The sequence below is a fragment of the Oribacterium sp. oral taxon 102 genome (genome assembly GCF_013394775.1).
Taxonomy (GTDB): domain Bacteria; phylum Bacillota; class Clostridia; order Lachnospirales; family Lachnospiraceae; genus Oribacterium.
Map to the genome: position 1 here is coordinate 1,775,736 of NZ_JABXYT010000001.1, position 14,496 is coordinate 1,790,231.

At 57.7% G+C, this 14,496-nt stretch carries 9 protein-coding genes; all 9 read right to left on the reverse strand.

The annotated features are described in order from the left end of the window. Window positions 1-127 precede the first annotated feature (127 nt). Window positions 128-1,237, reverse strand: coding sequence for a GntR family transcriptional regulator (locus HW273_RS08060; protein WP_179011314.1), 1,110 nt, complete (start codon window positions 1,235-1,237; stop codon window positions 128-130). Continuing rightward, the gene (locus HW273_RS08065; RefSeq protein ID WP_442950861.1) at window positions 1,237-2,145 is read right to left on the reverse strand and encodes an ABC transporter permease; all 909 of its coding nucleotides are present in this window, start codon (window positions 2,143-2,145) and stop codon (window positions 1,237-1,239) included. The genes HW273_RS08060 and HW273_RS08065 overlap by 1 nt, the downstream gene beginning before the upstream one ends. Window positions 2,146-2,218: 73 nt before the next feature. After that, window positions 2,219-3,715, reverse strand: coding sequence for a sugar ABC transporter ATP-binding protein (locus HW273_RS08070; RefSeq protein WP_179011320.1), 1,497 nt, complete (start codon window positions 3,713-3,715; stop codon window positions 2,219-2,221). Between the two features lie 13 nt (window positions 3,716-3,728). Next, on the reverse strand, window positions 3,729-4,697 hold the full coding sequence (locus HW273_RS08075; protein WP_179011322.1) for an ABC transporter permease: 969 nt from the start codon (window positions 4,695-4,697) through the stop codon (window positions 3,729-3,731). Between the two features lie 68 nt (window positions 4,698-4,765). Continuing rightward, a complete protein-coding gene (locus HW273_RS08080) occupies window positions 4,766-5,968 on the reverse strand; it encodes a sugar ABC transporter substrate-binding protein (RefSeq protein ID WP_179011325.1) in 1,203 nt (400 codons plus the stop codon). Window positions 5,969-6,440: 472 nt separating this feature from the next. After that, window positions 6,441-8,423, reverse strand: a complete 1,983-nt coding sequence (tkt, locus tag HW273_RS08085; RefSeq protein WP_179011327.1) for a transketolase — start codon at window positions 8,421-8,423, stop codon at window positions 6,441-6,443. 197 nt (window positions 8,424-8,620) lie between these two features. After that, window positions 8,621-9,982, reverse strand: coding sequence for an MATE family efflux transporter (locus tag HW273_RS08090; protein WP_179011329.1), 1,362 nt, complete (start codon window positions 9,980-9,982; stop codon window positions 8,621-8,623). A gap of 80 nt (window positions 9,983-10,062) precedes the next feature. Then, window positions 10,063-12,057 carry a fructose-1,6-bisphosphatase gene (locus tag HW273_RS08095; protein ID WP_179011331.1) on the reverse strand — a complete coding sequence of 665 codons (1,995 nt, stop codon included), beginning with the start codon at window positions 12,055-12,057 and terminating at the stop codon, window positions 10,063-10,065. Between the two features lie 401 nt (window positions 12,058-12,458). Further along, entirely contained in the window at window positions 12,459-14,423 is a 1,965-nt protein-coding gene (ftsH, locus tag HW273_RS08100) for an ATP-dependent zinc metalloprotease FtsH (RefSeq protein WP_179011333.1), read from the reverse strand. Window positions 14,424-14,496: the final 73 nt, after the last annotated feature.

Consider the following 14,496-nt stretch of genomic DNA (forward strand, 5'->3'; position numbering starts at 1 on the left):
CTTTATGCCCCTATGGGCGCTTTGTGAAATATTATATTTCATCAATGTTTCCCTAACAAAATGCTCCTGCACCGCACAGGGCAGCAGGTATCCGCGAAACAGTGCGGATGCACTGTGTGATCCTCCCTCATCCCTGCTCTCCACGCACGGCGACCGAATCCCCCCTGTTCAGGAGCACTGGGAAGCGGTAGGAATAGCTCCGGCTCTGCCAGTCCTTATCCCCCATCATCCGGAGGAGGTTTCGTGCCGTCAGCCGCCCCAGCTCAAACTTCGGATGGATTGCCGAGAGCAGTCGGATATCGTTTTCCGAAAGCAGGCGGGCATCATCGAAGGAAACGATCGACACGTCCTCCGGCACCCGTATCCCCCGCTCCCGCACGAATTCCATGTACTTCACGGCGACCTCGTCGTTGTAGAGCACCATCGCCGTGCAGTCCCGGCTCCTCCGGAAGAGGTTTTGCAGGCTCTTCTTCGAGAATTTGTACTCCATATCCTTCGTCGAATACCAGCGAACCGCATCGTCATCGAGCGTGAGCCCGTGATCCGCGAGACAGTCGAGGAAGCCGTGATAGCGCTCTATCCCCTGCCGGTCGTCATACTTGAAGACACCGCCGATCTTCCGATGCCCGCAGCGGATCAGCTCCGCCGTCAGCATATAGCTGCACTTCGCATCCTCCATCTCCACGCTGTCGAAGGCGATATTGGAATAATGATTGTGGATGAAGAGTGTCGGGACATTCCGGCGCCGGAGCTCCTCATAGAGACGGAGATGCGGATTCGGAAAGCTGGAACGCGTCCCCTCGATAATCAGCCCCTTGACCCCGGCGCGGAGGAAGCTCTCCAGATAGAGTGCCTCGTCATTCAGCCGGTTCTTCGTCACCGCCACGTCGATCTTGATGCCCCTCTCCTTCATCACCGACTCGATGCCGGCATAGACCTCCGGAAAGAGATAATCCGCGAAATAGCTCAGGATCAGTCCGATGTGCGGCTCCTCTGCCACGCTGTCTCCGTTCTCGTAGGCAACGTAGGTGCCGCTGCCGCGCACCCTCTGCACGAGCCCCTCCTGCTCCAGAAGCTCCAGCGCCGCCCGCACCGTCTGCCGGGAATAGCCGAACTTCTTCTCCAGGACATGCTCCGACAGGAAGCGGTCGCCCGTCTTCAGCACCCCGCTGACGATCAGGCTCCTGCCCCAGTTATAGATGCGGATATATTTTAAGCGATCGTTTCCCTCCGCCATCACTTTATGACCTTCAGCGACTGTCTGTCCGCAAATACCGCCACGAATACAAGGAAGATCACGCCCTGGATCAGCTGCATCATCTGGGTCGAGAAGCCCATCATTGTCAGGCCGCTGTTCAGTACGATATAGAGCAGGGAGCCGACCACGATATTCTCGAAGCGTACCTTCGCGCCGCCGGAAATTGGCATTCCGCCGAGGACGAGGGCAATCAGGATCTGCGTCTCCAGCTGGTTCCCGCCGGAGGAGGTCACGGAGCCGACCTTGACGACATTGATAAATGCCGCAAAGCCGGTGATCGCGCCTGAAAGCACATAAACCCAGAACTTCATCCGGTCCGTGCGGATGCCGGAGAACTTCGCCGCCTGCTCCCCCGCGCCGATCGCCTTCAGATAGGTGCCGAACTTCGTGAAGCGGAAGAAGAAATAGGCAACGGCGAGCACGAGCAGCGCCGCGCCGAGCTTCAGTCCCGTGCTGTCGAAATTGATCAGCAGCGCGGAGCCTGCCACCGGCGCATTGGTCGTGAGATACTTGATGAAGCCCCGAAAGAGGAACATCGTGCAGATCGTCACGATAAAGGACTTGATCCTGCGGTTCACATAGAAGTAGCCGTTGATCGCGCCGATCGCTGCTCCCGCGGCGATTCCCGCGAGGATGGACAGCGGGATGCTGATCTTGGAAACCATGCAGACTACGATGGACGCGATGCCAAGGATGGAGCCCTGCGAGAAATCCAGTCCTCCCATCGTCATAATGAAGAAGACGCCCGTCGCAGCGATCATCGTTACATAAACCTGCGAGAGAACGAGCGGCAGATTCCCGATCATCCTCCAGTTTGTCAGGATATTGAACAGGAGGAAGATCAGCACCAGTCCCGCGATCGGAAGGAACGCGCGAAGAAGACGCATCCTCCTGAGTCCCGCGAGCTGCTCCTCCCTGCTCAGTTGTGTTTTATTCTGCGTAGCCATAGTCCCTCCCCGCCTAAACCATCATGGTAATGAGACTGTTCTCATCCATTTCCCGTGCTCTTCCGAGCTCGCCGCTGATCGTGCCATTCTTCATAATGATGACGCGGTCGCACATCCCGATCAGCTCCATCAGCTCCTCCGAGATCATAATGATGGACTTGCCCTTCCTGCGCATCTCGTTCATCAGCTGGTAAATGTCCTGCTTCACCTTGATGTCGATGCCGCGCGTCGGGCTGTCCAGTACGACGATATCCGAGTCCCTGCCGATCCAGCGTGCCAGCACGACCTTCTGCTTGTTGCCGCCGGAGAGCTCCGACACGAACTGGTCGACGTTTACCATCTTGACCGACATCTTCTTCGCGAATTTGTCCGCGAATTGACGGAGCTTCCGGTCGAAAAGCACGCCCCTCACAGAAAGCGCATCCAGCGAGGGGAGGCAGATATTGTCCCCGATGCTCTGGTTCATCACCACCGACTCATTGTCCCGATCCTTCGAGGTATAGGCGATGCTGTGGCGGATCGCTGTCGGGATATCGTTGATCTCCGTCCCGTCCGAGAGTCTCACGCTGCCCTCGCGGTCGAAGGAGGCGCCGAAGACCGCCCTGCCGATCTCATGCATCCCGGACTCGGACAGCCCGCCGAAGCCGAGAATCTCGCCGCGGTGCAGCGCGAAGCTCACGTCCCGGAGCCTGCCCGGCACCGTGAGGTGCTCCGCCGAGAGCACGACCTCCGGAGAAACCGGCTCGCCGTAGTCGGAGCGGTAATATTCCCCCGTCACCTCTCTCCCGACCATCAGTCGCTTCAGATCATCCTCTGTTACCTCCGCGCTCTTCACCGTGTCGATATACACCCCGTCCCGAAGAATGGTGATCGTATCCGACTTCTCCAGCACCTCCGGCAGATCATGGGAAATGAAGATCACGGTGTTGCCGCTCTGCCGGATCCGCTCCATCTGCTTGTAGAGCTCCTCTCTCCCCTCCTGTGACAGCGCCGTCGTCGTCTCGTCGATCACGACGATCTTCGGCTCGAAATAGGTCGCCTTGACGATCTCCACCAGCTTCCGGTCCTCGAAATTATAGTCGTCGATCATGTCGGATGGGCGGATCCGGTCGAAGCCGTACTGCCGGAGCAGCTCCCCTGCGCGCCGGTTCATGCGCTGCGTATTCTTCACGCCGAAGCGGACAAACTGCTCCTCATGCCCGAGGAAGATATTCTCCGCCACCGTGAGCCCCGACAGCGTCCCCAGTTCCTGCACGATGATCGACACGCCCTCGTTGTTTGCCTCCACCTGATTCCTCGGGCGGATCGGCTTCCCGTCGAGAAGAAATTCTCCGGAATCGATCGTATAGATCCCGGTCAGCATATTGGTGAGGGTCGACTTGCCGGAGCCGTTCTCTCCGATCAGCGCGTGCACCTCTCCCTTATTGATCTGAAAGGACACATTCTGCACCGCCCTCGTGATCCCGAAGGATTTGCAGAGATTTCGAATCTCTAATCTTACTTTACTCATATTCTCCCCCTGCCTACTTGACGATCTCGCCCTTCCCGACCTTCGTGGTCAAGGTGATAATGATGAGAAGCGCAAGTCCGGTGATCACATCCTGAATTGCGGTCGGCGCGCCGAGCGCAATGAAGCCGAAGAAAATAATATTTATAACGAATTCTCCGATGATGATCGCCTGCAGGGGCATCCCGTACTTCTTGAAGGCGAGCCCGAAGAAGCAGCCCATCGTCGGGACGAAGTTCCGGCTCATGGAGGCCATGCCGGTGACCGCAACCATGGAGGAGCCGTAGCCGATCGTGAGGATCCCCATCACACCGAGGAAGGCGCCGCTCAGAACGAAGGCGATGACCTTGTACTTATCCACATGGATTCCCATATTCTTCGCCACGAACTCATTGGAGCCGATCGCATAGGTATAGGTGCCGATCTTCGTATAGTTCAGAAGCAGGTACGCTGCACAGAAGGCGAGCACCGCGAGGATGATATTGCCTGGCATCTGTCCGAAGGCGCGCAGGTTCGACGGGAGCGTCTGCTCCACGCCGCCCGCGATATAGTTCGCCACCGCCTCGTAGATCAGCGCCAGCCCCGTCGTTACGATCATCGACGGGATCCGGAGCTTCACATAGAAGAAGCCGTTCAGGAAGCCGACGATCGCACCGGTCAGGATGCAGCCGAGGATCAGACCGAGGTAACCCAGCCCGAAGCGGTTCGCGAAGACGCAGCCGACGATCGCGGAAAGCATGATATTTGCGCCGATGGAGAAGTCGAACATCCCCATGACCATCACGAAATAGAAGCCGACCGCCCCGACGGTCGCGATCAGGCTCGCCTGAAAGTAGCTCAGCATATTCTGAAAGGAACCGAAGTTATGCGGTGTCAGGATCTTGAAGATCAGCCAGGAAGCAAACACCAGAAAGCAGAGTATCAGATATCCTCTGACGCTTCCCGAAAGCCTCTTTCTTTCCGCCGCAGTCAATGTGGAATTCATATCGTAGCCCCCGAATTTGAAAACCGAGACCGGCAGTGGCACCGGTCTCGAAAGAAATGGAAACACGCTTACTTTGACAGTCTCGCCTCGGCATCCTCGATGGAGATCTTCGCCGCAGCGTCCTTGAGACCCGCGAGATCCAGCTTCGACATCTCTACCAGCTCCTCATCCGTGAACGGAAGCTGATCGACGAAATACTTCTCATACGCCTTGTAGTCGTCTGCGGAGGAAACATAGAGATACGGGAAGGGCACATCCTCAAACCTGCCCTCGAAGCCGCTGTAGTTCCCCTTGATTGCATTGTAGACCAGCATGAACGCGATCAGCGGGTCGCAGTAATGTCCGCCGGACTCGCCTGCCATGGAGCCGTTTTCCAGTCTCTCCCCGAGATCCGGAAGGAAGTCGGTGGAAACAATGTCGATCTCCTGCGTCTTGCCTGCTCTCTCCACTGCGGCAATCGCGCCCTGCAGCGGATCTCCGCCGCCGCCTGCCGGAATCAGCGCATCCAGCGTCGGGTCCGCGGACATCAGCGCCTCTGCCGCCTTGGAGCCGCCCTCCGAGGAAGTGCCTGCATACTGTGGCTCGGAGAGCTTCGCCGGATCGTCCGGATGCTCCTTGTTCCACTTCTCCACGCCCGCCTTATAGCCTTCCCATCTGCCGAGCCAGGTCGCATCGCCCTGCTCCCAGCCGATCAGGCCGATATTTCTGTCACCCTTGTCGAGCAGGATGTTGACCAGCTTCTCTCCGTTCTCCGGCTCATTCTCATGCACCGCGCCAATGTAGTAGGGGGAGTCCGTCGCCATCTTGTAGATATCCGGGTTGTTCTGCTCGCTGATCACACGGAAGAACTGCGCGAGATAGACCTTGTTGTCATTGGCGGTCTTGATCGCGGAGGTCATCTCCGTATCGGAGGAGTTGCAGATCACGATGCCCTGACAGCCTGCCGCTGCGAGCTGCTCTACGGATGCCGTCACCTTCTCGGAGACATGCCCCTGATCTACATACTGCACCTGCACGCCGAGCGCCTTCGCCGCCTCGTCGAGGATCAGCTTGCACTGCGAGCCGAGCACATCGGTGGACGACCAGATCGAAACGCCGATCTTGATGTCCTTATCCTCTAGCGCCTTCGTCTCGGCGCCGCCGCTCGTCGACGCCGCCGCCGTGCTGTCTGCATTGCCTGTGTTTCCCGCATTGCCGCAGGCTGCGAGCCCCGTCGTGAGCATTGCGGCACAGCTCGTCGCCGCGATCCATTTCCTGAAGATTTTCTTCATCTCTGTCCTCCTTGTGAACATTTCGTACAAATCTGCTGTTCTTAGCATAAAGCATATAGTTGAATTGTACAAGCTTATTCTCAGGATTTTCCGCAATAAGTTGTACTTTATTTTTAAATTCCCATACTAAAATTGCTTCTATTTTTCAATTTTATTGTTATATTCACAAATAAGCGCTTGTTTTTAAATGATAATTCACACATTTTTTGTCTATTTTTACTTCACACCCTTGTTTTTTCGCTTTTCAATCAGAATACAACCATACAAGTTTTAACTTGTATCATAACGCTGTGCAAATCGCCCTGCAGGCGGATCGTGTAAATCATGTTGTGTAAACGGTTAGCTCCTTAGATAAGGAAAGGGGCTCCTATATGTCTGCGCTTAACACAGAACTGATGTCTGCGCTACTGAATCTTCTGGTAAATACAAAAATCCCGCAGGCCTAAGCCTGCGGGACAATGCGTAATCATTATCACAGCTCCTTCACTGTCTTCACGACGTTCTCTACGGTGAAGCCGAAATGTGCAAAGAGCTTCGCTGCCGGTGCGGACGCGCCGAAGCTGTGCATCGCGACGCTCGCGCCGTCCAGTCCGGTATACTTCCCCCAGCCGAAGTCGGAAAGCGCCTCGATCGAGACTCTCTTCCGAATCGTCTTCGGGAGCACGGACTCCCGGTAGGAGGCGTCCTGTTCCTCAAAAAGCTCCATGCAGGGCATGGAAACCACGCGAACCGAATACCCCTCCCGCTCGAGCTGCTCCTGTGCTTCGAGCGCGAGCCCGACCTCCGAGCCGGTTGCGATCAGGATATACTCCGGCGTGCTCTTCGCCTCACGCAGGATGTAGGCGCCGCGCAGCGCCTGTGCGCCGTCCGGGCAGACCTGCGCGAGGTTCTGACGGGTCAGCACAATCGCCGTCGGCGTTTCCACAGACTGCATCGCCGTGTACCATGCCGCCTCGGTCTCCACCCGGTCACAGGGACGGAATACACGGAGATTCGGCATAGAGCGGAGCATCGCGAGCTGCTCGATCGGCTCGTGCGTCGGCCCGTCCTCTCCGACGCCGATGGAATCGTGCGTCAGCACGAAGATCTGCGGGATCCGCATCAGCGCGGAGAGCCGCGCCATCGGCTTCAGATAGTCGCTGAATACGAAGAAGGTGCCGACATAGGTGCGGAGCCCGCCGTGCAGCAGCATTCCGTTGGCGATGCCCGCCATCGCGAGCTCCCGAACGCCGAAATGCAGGTTCCTGCCCTCCGGGCAGTCTGCGCTGAAAAACGGCTCGCCCTTGATGTCGGTCTTGGTGGACGGCGCGAGATCCGCAGAGCCGCCGAAGAGGTTCGGAATCCGCTTCGCCATCTCATTGATGACCGCGCCGCTGGAGGCGCGGCTCGCCTCCGGCTTCTCCGCCGGCCGCCAGAACCCTCTGTCCTCTGTCAGGCTTTCCTCGCAGACATGGCTGTGGTACTGCTCCCATTTCGCGCGGAGCTCCGGATATTTCTCGCTGTACGCATCGAAGAGCCGCTGCCAGCGCTCCGATGCCGTCTGCTTCTCCTCACGGAGCGCCGCATAATGCCGATAGACCTCCTCCGGAACATAGAAGGGCTCCTGCGACTCCCAGTGCAGGAATTCCTTCATTGCACGGACATTCTCCTCGCCCAGCGGCTCGCCGTGCGCCGCCGCCGTCCCCTGCTTCGCCGGACAGCCGTAGCCGATCTCGGTGCGGATGATCAGGAAGTACGGCGCGGAATCATCCTCCTCCGCTGCCTTGAGCGCTGCGCCGATCGCCGCGAGATCATTGCCGTCCTCCACAGTCAGGGTCTTGAAGCCGAACGCCTGCATCCGCTTCTCCACATCCTCCGTGAAGGCGAGGTCGGTCGTCCCCTCAATGGAGATCCGGTTGGAATCATAGAGCACCGTCAGCTTCGAGAGCTTCCATGTCCCGGCGAGGGAGAGCGCCTCAGAGGAGATTCCCTCCATCAGACAGCCGTCGCCGCAGAGCACATAGGTTCTGTGGTTCACCAGCTCATAGCCCGGACGGTTAAAGACCGCCGCGAGATGCTTCTCCGCCGCCGCCATCCCGACGGACATCGCGAGCCCCGCCCCCAGAGGCCCTGTTGTCGCCTCCACCCCGACGGTATGCCGGTACTCCGGATGTCCCGGCGTCAGAGAGCCGAACTGACGGAACTCGGCGAGATCCTCCTTTTTCAGCCCGTAGCCGAAGAGGTGCAGCAGGGAATACAGAAGCATGGAGCCGTGTCCCCCGGAAAGGACGAAGCGGTCTCTGTCCGCCCAGTCCGGCATCGCCGGATCGATCTTCATATGATGAGCCCAGAGCTCATACGCCATCGCCGCCGCCCCGAGCGGAAGCCCCGGATGTCCCGATCTTGCCTTCTGGATCGCATCCGCGGAAAGCACACGGATCGCATTGACTGCCTTCGTCTCGATTTCCCTGTTCATAGAATCTCCTTTGAAGCATCCTGCCATGAAATTTACACACGCCACCCCATATAGGTGCATATAGAATGCATATAAAATGTATATGGAATGCCTTTCTTCCTCAAAACTTCGTTAAGTTTAGCACAAAAAAGAAACTCCGTAAATTGCAAGAGCCCCCTTCCGGATCGATTCCGTACAAGTTTTCAGGATATCCTGTATCATTCGCGCCCTCCGTACATTCTCCCGCTTCTTCTAAGGCAGTAGAAGAAGGCGGGGATCAGGAAGGCATCCGCGAAGAGCCACGCCAGCGGGGAAGCGAAGCAGGCGGCCGTGAAGCCGAAGACCGGGATGAAGACGAAGCCGACCAGCGCCCGCGCCGCCATCTCACAGACGCCGGCAAGCACGGCGAACGCTGAATAGCCCATGCCCTGAATCGAGAAGCGCCAGACATTGACGACAACCAGCAGGATATAGAACAGCGAATTGACAAGGAGGTAGAGGTGCGCATTCCGGATCACCTCCGTCTCCGCACTATTCACAAAGATCTTCGGCAGCTCTCCGCCGAAGAGTGCCAGCAGCACACAGATCAGCACCGCATAGACCGAGCCGAGGAAGGTCGCGTCCAGTACGCCCTCGCGAACCCGTCGGAAACGGAGCGCACCGACATTCTGCCCCGCATAGGTTGCCATCGTTGCCCCCAGCGCATCGAAAACGCAGCAGCACAGATTCCCGATCCGGGAGCCTGCCGTGATCGCTGCCACTGCGGCGGAGCCGAGCCCGTTGACTGCAGTCTGGAGCACTACAGAGCCGATCGCCGTAATCGAATATTGCAGCCCCATCGGTACCCCCATCGAGAGCAGGACACGGCAGCGCCCACTGTCCAGCCGACATTCCCCCCGCCGGAACTTCAGAATCGGAAAACGCCGCTTCATATAGAGGAGGCAGAGTACGCCGGACAGCGCCTGCGAGAGCACTGTCGCATATGCAGGCCCGTCCACACCGAAGCCGAGCAGCCCGATCGAGACGAGATCCAGCACGATATTGAGCAGTGAGGCCAGTACCAGAAAGTACACCGGCGTCCGGCTGTCCCCGAGAGAACGGATGATCGATGCCGTCATATTATAAAGAAAGGTCACCGGAATTCCCAGAAAAATAATGAGGATATAACGGTAGGCATAGATAAAGATGTTCTCCGGCGTATTCATCACGCGGAGGATCGGCCCTGTCAGGATGCCGATCAGCACCGTCATCACAGCAGAGAGCAGGATTCCCAGAAAAAGGATATTGGCATTGTAGCGCCGAAGCCCTGCCTCATCCCGTGCACCGAAGCGCTGCGCGACCGGAATGGCAAAGCCGGAGCAGAGCCCGATCACGAAGCCGTTCACCATGAAATTGACCGCGCCGGTGGAACCAACCCCCGCCAGTGCATCAAGCCCCAGCATTCGTCCGACAATGATGGTATCCACCATGCTGTAAAACTGCTGGAACAGCGTACCCAGCAGCATCGGGATCGCGAAGCCGAGAATCAGCCTCCTCGGATCACCCGTCGTCATATCCTGAAGCCTCGCTTCGTTCCCCATCCTATCCCTCTTTCCTTCCGCATCGCCGGAACGGAGCCCCTGCCGCTATGGCTTTCCCATGCCGCAGCGGCGGCACAGACTCACTTCGGAAAGCGGCGTTCTCCGATCGCCGCCAGATCACTCCGGAAGACGGTCTCTCCCCTCTCGCGGATGTCGCCGTTCCGATATGCCTGCAAAAGCTCCTCCAGATCCGCGATCTGCTGCCGGAGCTCCCGTCCGTTGTCCGTCTCCCCCACACGCACACGATCCTTCATCTGCTCTACGATCTGGATCTCCGGCGTATTTTCCTCTCCCTTCCGGAAGTCCTTGTGCTCCGCGAGTGCGAGATGCCGTGAATTGTAGATGAGCGTATAGCCGGCAATTCCTGTCTTAGAATGATATGCCTTGGAGATCCCGCCGTCAATGACGAAAAGCTTGCCGTTCGCCTTGATCGGACTCTCGCCCTTCGTCGTCTTTACCGGCACATGCCCGTTCACGATATGCCCGACCTCCGGATTCACCCCAAACTCCTCCAGAATCCGATTCACACAGTCCTCCTCCTTCGAGAAGCTGTAGTAGGGATTGTACTCCTCCGCATAGGTGCTCTCGTCCTCGAGGAAGCAGTGCTCGAAGGTCGTGATACGCGCCTTCCCGAAGAGCGGCGACTTCGGCCCGCACCAGAGATACCAGAAAAAGTCCGTCGCATAAAGCTTGCCCTGCGGATCTGTCTCGCCGTCCATGAAATAGGCATCCACCGCCCGCTCATAGCAGTAGTCCATCAGTGCCCGTCCGGCTTTCTCCCCGCTCGCTGTCCGGAGCGCGAGGAAGCTGCCGTCCGGATTCAGCGGGATGCAGCCATGGAAAAGCAGATTATCATTCACCACCTTGTACATCGCGCCGTTCGTAAAAAGGAAGCGGATGTGCTTCTTCAAAAGGCGCGAATGCGTGAAGCTGTAGATCAGCGTATCCATCAGCTCCTGCTCCTTCTCCGTGAGCCGGTACGGATCCTTGGGATCGATCGAGGGGAAGTTCGTGTCCCGCAGCGGATAGGTCTTCCCGTCGATCTCCACCGTTCCCTTCTCGAAGTCGATCCGGTGCAGCAGCATCCGATGCTCCAGCTCATACTCCGGATGCCGCCGGATCAGCTTCCCTTCCTCCTTGAAGAGGATAATGCTGATCGCCTTGCACATCCGTGCCGCAAGCTCCGCGTGTACGGAATCCGAAACATTTTCATCCAGAATATGCGGGCGAAAATAGCGGCATTCGTCGCCCTTGTAGACCTCCTCCGCATACATCGAGAGCGGGCGCAGATTGATGCCGTAGCCATCCTCCAGCACATCGAAGGAATTGTAGGCAGTCGCGATCCGGAGCACGTTGGCAATGCACGCCGGATTGCCGCAGGCGGCGCCCATCCAGTCCGCGTCGTGATTGCCCCACTGAATATCCACATCGTGGAAGTTCCCGAGCTCCTCCATGATGATATCCGCGTGCGGCCCGCGGTCAAAGATGTCTCCGATGATATGGAGGTTGTCGATCGTCAAATTCTGGATCAATTCTGAGAGCGCGATAATGAAATCCTCGCCGATATCGGTGTCAATGATGGCACGCATGATCTCATGATGATACATCTTCTTGTCCTCGTCCGAGGTATCCAGATGCAGCAGTTCGTCGATCGTATAGGCGAAATCCTTCGGCATCTTCTTCCGCACCTTGGAGCGGGTGTACTTCGAGCTCACCACCCGGCAGATCGAGATCAGCCGATTGATCGTGATCTTCTGCCACTCCGGTGTCTCGAGCGCCTTATGCTCGGGATCTGCCATGATCTCCCGCGGATAGTAGATCAGGTTCGCGAGTGCGAGCTGCTCTCCCTCCGTAAGGAGATTGCCGAAGGTTTCGTCGATTTTCGCGCGCACGATGCCGGAGGAGCTCCGCATCAAATAGATAAACGCCTCGCTCTCCCCGTGCAGATCGGAAAAGAAATATTCGGTGCCCTTCGGCAGCCCGCAGATCGCCCGAAGGTTGATGATCTCCGTCCCCGCCGCCGTCGCGGTCGGGAACTGCCTCGCCAGCAGTTTCAGGTAGTCTAAGTCTCGCATCCCTTTCCTCCTGTCGTAATCGCCGTGAACGTCCGAAGCGCTCCTCTGCCCTCCGCCTGCCTGCCAGACAGCCGTCCGGACACCCCCTGCCTCCCTGCGCTGTTACCATTATAACGAGTCCCTTTCCGAATTTCCACATTCGTTATTATTATGACAGAGTGAGCATTCAAATAGGACAAAGTGAAGCGCGAATGGGCTGCGAATGCCTTCGCTTCGCCGCGCTGCTTTTCGGCGGAGAAAAGCAGGAGCGGCGGCAGATTCTGCTCTGCCGCTGCTCCTGCCTATTACTTATTTACTACTGCTCCCCGGGTTCACTTCGGGCTTACAGCTCTCAGCGAATCCGGCTCCTCCGAACAGCAAATTCATCCGTGCCGAATCCCTCCGCAGTTTCCCGATGGAAATTACTCCGCTGCCGCAAGCACGCTGGGGTCGACCTCCTTCCGGTTCAGGATCTCCATGAACTCCTCGCCGGTGATGGTCTCCTTCTCGTAGAGGTACTTCGTAATCTCATGGAGCTTGTTGACATTGTCCGAAAGGATCTGATATGCCTTGTCATGCTGCTGCTTCACGAGCTTGACCGTCATATCGTCGATCTTCGTCTGCGTCTCCGGAGAACAGGTAAGGCTCGCATCGCCGCCAAGATACTGGTTCTGGATCTGTTCCATCGCCACCATGCCGATCTCATCCGCCATGCCGTAGCGGGTAATCATTGCCCGCGCATATTTCGTCGCCTGCTCGATGTCGTTCGATGCACCGGTTGTGCAGGTATTGAAGATCAGCTCCTCCGCGCATCTGCCGCCGGTCAGCGTCGCGATCTTGTTTTCCAGCTCTTCCTTGGAATAGAGGTAATGGTTGCCCTCCTCCTCGACCTGCATGGTATAGCCCAGTGCGCCCGAGGTTCTCGGGATGATCGTGATCTTGTGCACCGGCGCGGAATTCTTCTGCTTCGCCGCAACAAGCGCGTGCCCGACCTCATGGTAGGAGACGATCAGCTTCTCCTTGTCGGTCATCACCTTATTCTTCTTCTGGTAGCCCGCGATCACGACCTCGATGCTCTCCTCGAGATCCGACTGGATAACCCGTTCCCTGCCGGCACGGACTGCCCGGAGCGCTGCCTCATTGATAATGTTGGCAAGCTCCGCACCGCTTGCGCCTGCCGCCGCCTTCGCGATCGCCTCGAGGTTCACATTCTCTGCCATCTGAATCTTCTTCGCGTGTACCTTCAGGATATCCACCCTGCCCTGGAAGTCCGGAAGCTCTACCGGAACCCGCCGGTCGAAACGCCCCGGGCGGAGTAGTGCGGGATCCAGCGCGTCCGGCTGGTTGGTCGCCGCGAGGATAATGATCGCCTTCGAGCTGTCGAAGCCGTCCATCTCCGTCAGCAGCTGGTTCAGCGTCTGCTCCCGCTCATCATTTCCGCCCAATCCCGCGCTGTTCCGCTTCTTGCCGATCGCATCGATCTCGTCGATGAAGATAATGCAGGGAGACTTCTCCTTCGCCTGCTTGAAGAGGTCACGCACCTTCGCGGCGCCCATGCCGACGAACATCTCCACGAACTCCGAGCCGGAGATCGAAAAGAACGGAACCCCTGCCTCGCCTGCGACCGCCTTCGCGAGCAGTGTCTTGCCGGTTCCCGGAGGCCCGACCAGCAGCGCTCCCTTCGGGATGCGCGCGCCGATCTTCGAATACTTATCCGGAGAGTTCAGGTAGTCCACCATTTCCGTCAGCAGCTCCTTCGCCTCATCCTCTCCCGCGACGTCCAGGAAGGTCACGGTCTGTCCGTCCTTCTTCTCGTACTCCCGCGCATTGGATTTTCCGAAGCCGCCCAGCCCGAAGCCGCCTCCCATCCCGCCCATGGAGGACATCATCCGCTTGCTCAGCCAGTTCCCGAGCGCCACGAAGATCAGGATCGGGAAGATCCATGAGAGCAGAAAGCTCACCAGCGGATTGACCTCCACCGGGATTTCCTCATCCACATTCACGCCCTGCTTCGTCAGCTCACTGATGACCTGCGCCTCCACATACTGGTTTCGGATACGGCCGGTGCTGTAGGTCACGGTCTGCCCGTCGCGGTTCACCTGAAAGACGATCTTGTCGTCGTCGAAGTTCGCTGCCGTCACTGCATGATTGTCCACCGCGTTCATAAACTCTGTGTAGGTCTTACTCTCAATCTTCCTCGCCCCGATGCCCGGGACAACGAAGGTATTCAGCAGCACGATCAGGATCAGCGCAATGAAATAAAAGTACAGCAGCGGACGCCGGTTCTGCGGTCCGCCCTGATTTCTGCTCCCATCCTGCCTGTTGAACTGCTTGAAGAAATCATTGAAATTATCGAAGCCGTTGCTGCTTCCGTTTTCATTCGCCATGGTTTTTCCTCTCTTTTCCCAATTCTCTATACCGAAAGCCGGAAGAAATTTCCTCTCCTGATTTTCTGTATCC

What these genes read in the sequence shown, in the direction of transcription:
- HW273_RS08075 (WP_179011322.1), bottom strand. Translation starts at nt 4,697, where the DNA reads ATGAATTCCACATTGACTGCGGCGGAAAGAAAGAGGCTTTCGGGAAGC.
- HW273_RS08090 (WP_179011329.1), bottom strand. Translation starts at nt 9,982, where the DNA reads ATGGGGAACGAAGCGAGGCTTCAGGATATGACGACGGGTGATCCGAGG.
- ftsH (WP_179011333.1), bottom strand. Translation starts at nt 14,423, where the DNA reads ATGGCGAATGAAAACGGAAGCAGCAACGGCTTCGATAATTTCAATGAT.
- HW273_RS08095 (WP_179011331.1), bottom strand. Translation starts at nt 12,057, where the DNA reads ATGCGAGACTTAGACTACCTGAAACTGCTGGCGAGGCAGTTCCCGACC.
- HW273_RS08060 (WP_179011314.1), bottom strand. Translation starts at nt 1,237, where the DNA reads ATGGCGGAGGGAAACGATCGCTTAAAATATATCCGCATCTATAACTGG.
- tkt (WP_179011327.1), bottom strand. Translation starts at nt 8,423, where the DNA reads ATGAACAGGGAAATCGAGACGAAGGCAGTCAATGCGATCCGTGTGCTT.
- HW273_RS08065 (WP_442950861.1), bottom strand. Translation starts at nt 2,145, where the DNA reads ATGCGTCTTCTTCGCGCGTTCCTTCCGATCGCGGGACTGGTGCTGATC.
- HW273_RS08080 (WP_179011325.1), bottom strand. Translation starts at nt 5,968, where the DNA reads ATGAAGAAAATCTTCAGGAAATGGATCGCGGCGACGAGCTGTGCCGCA.
- HW273_RS08070 (WP_179011320.1), bottom strand. Translation starts at nt 3,715, where the DNA reads ATGAGTAAAGTAAGATTAGAGATTCGAAATCTCTGCAAATCCTTCGGG.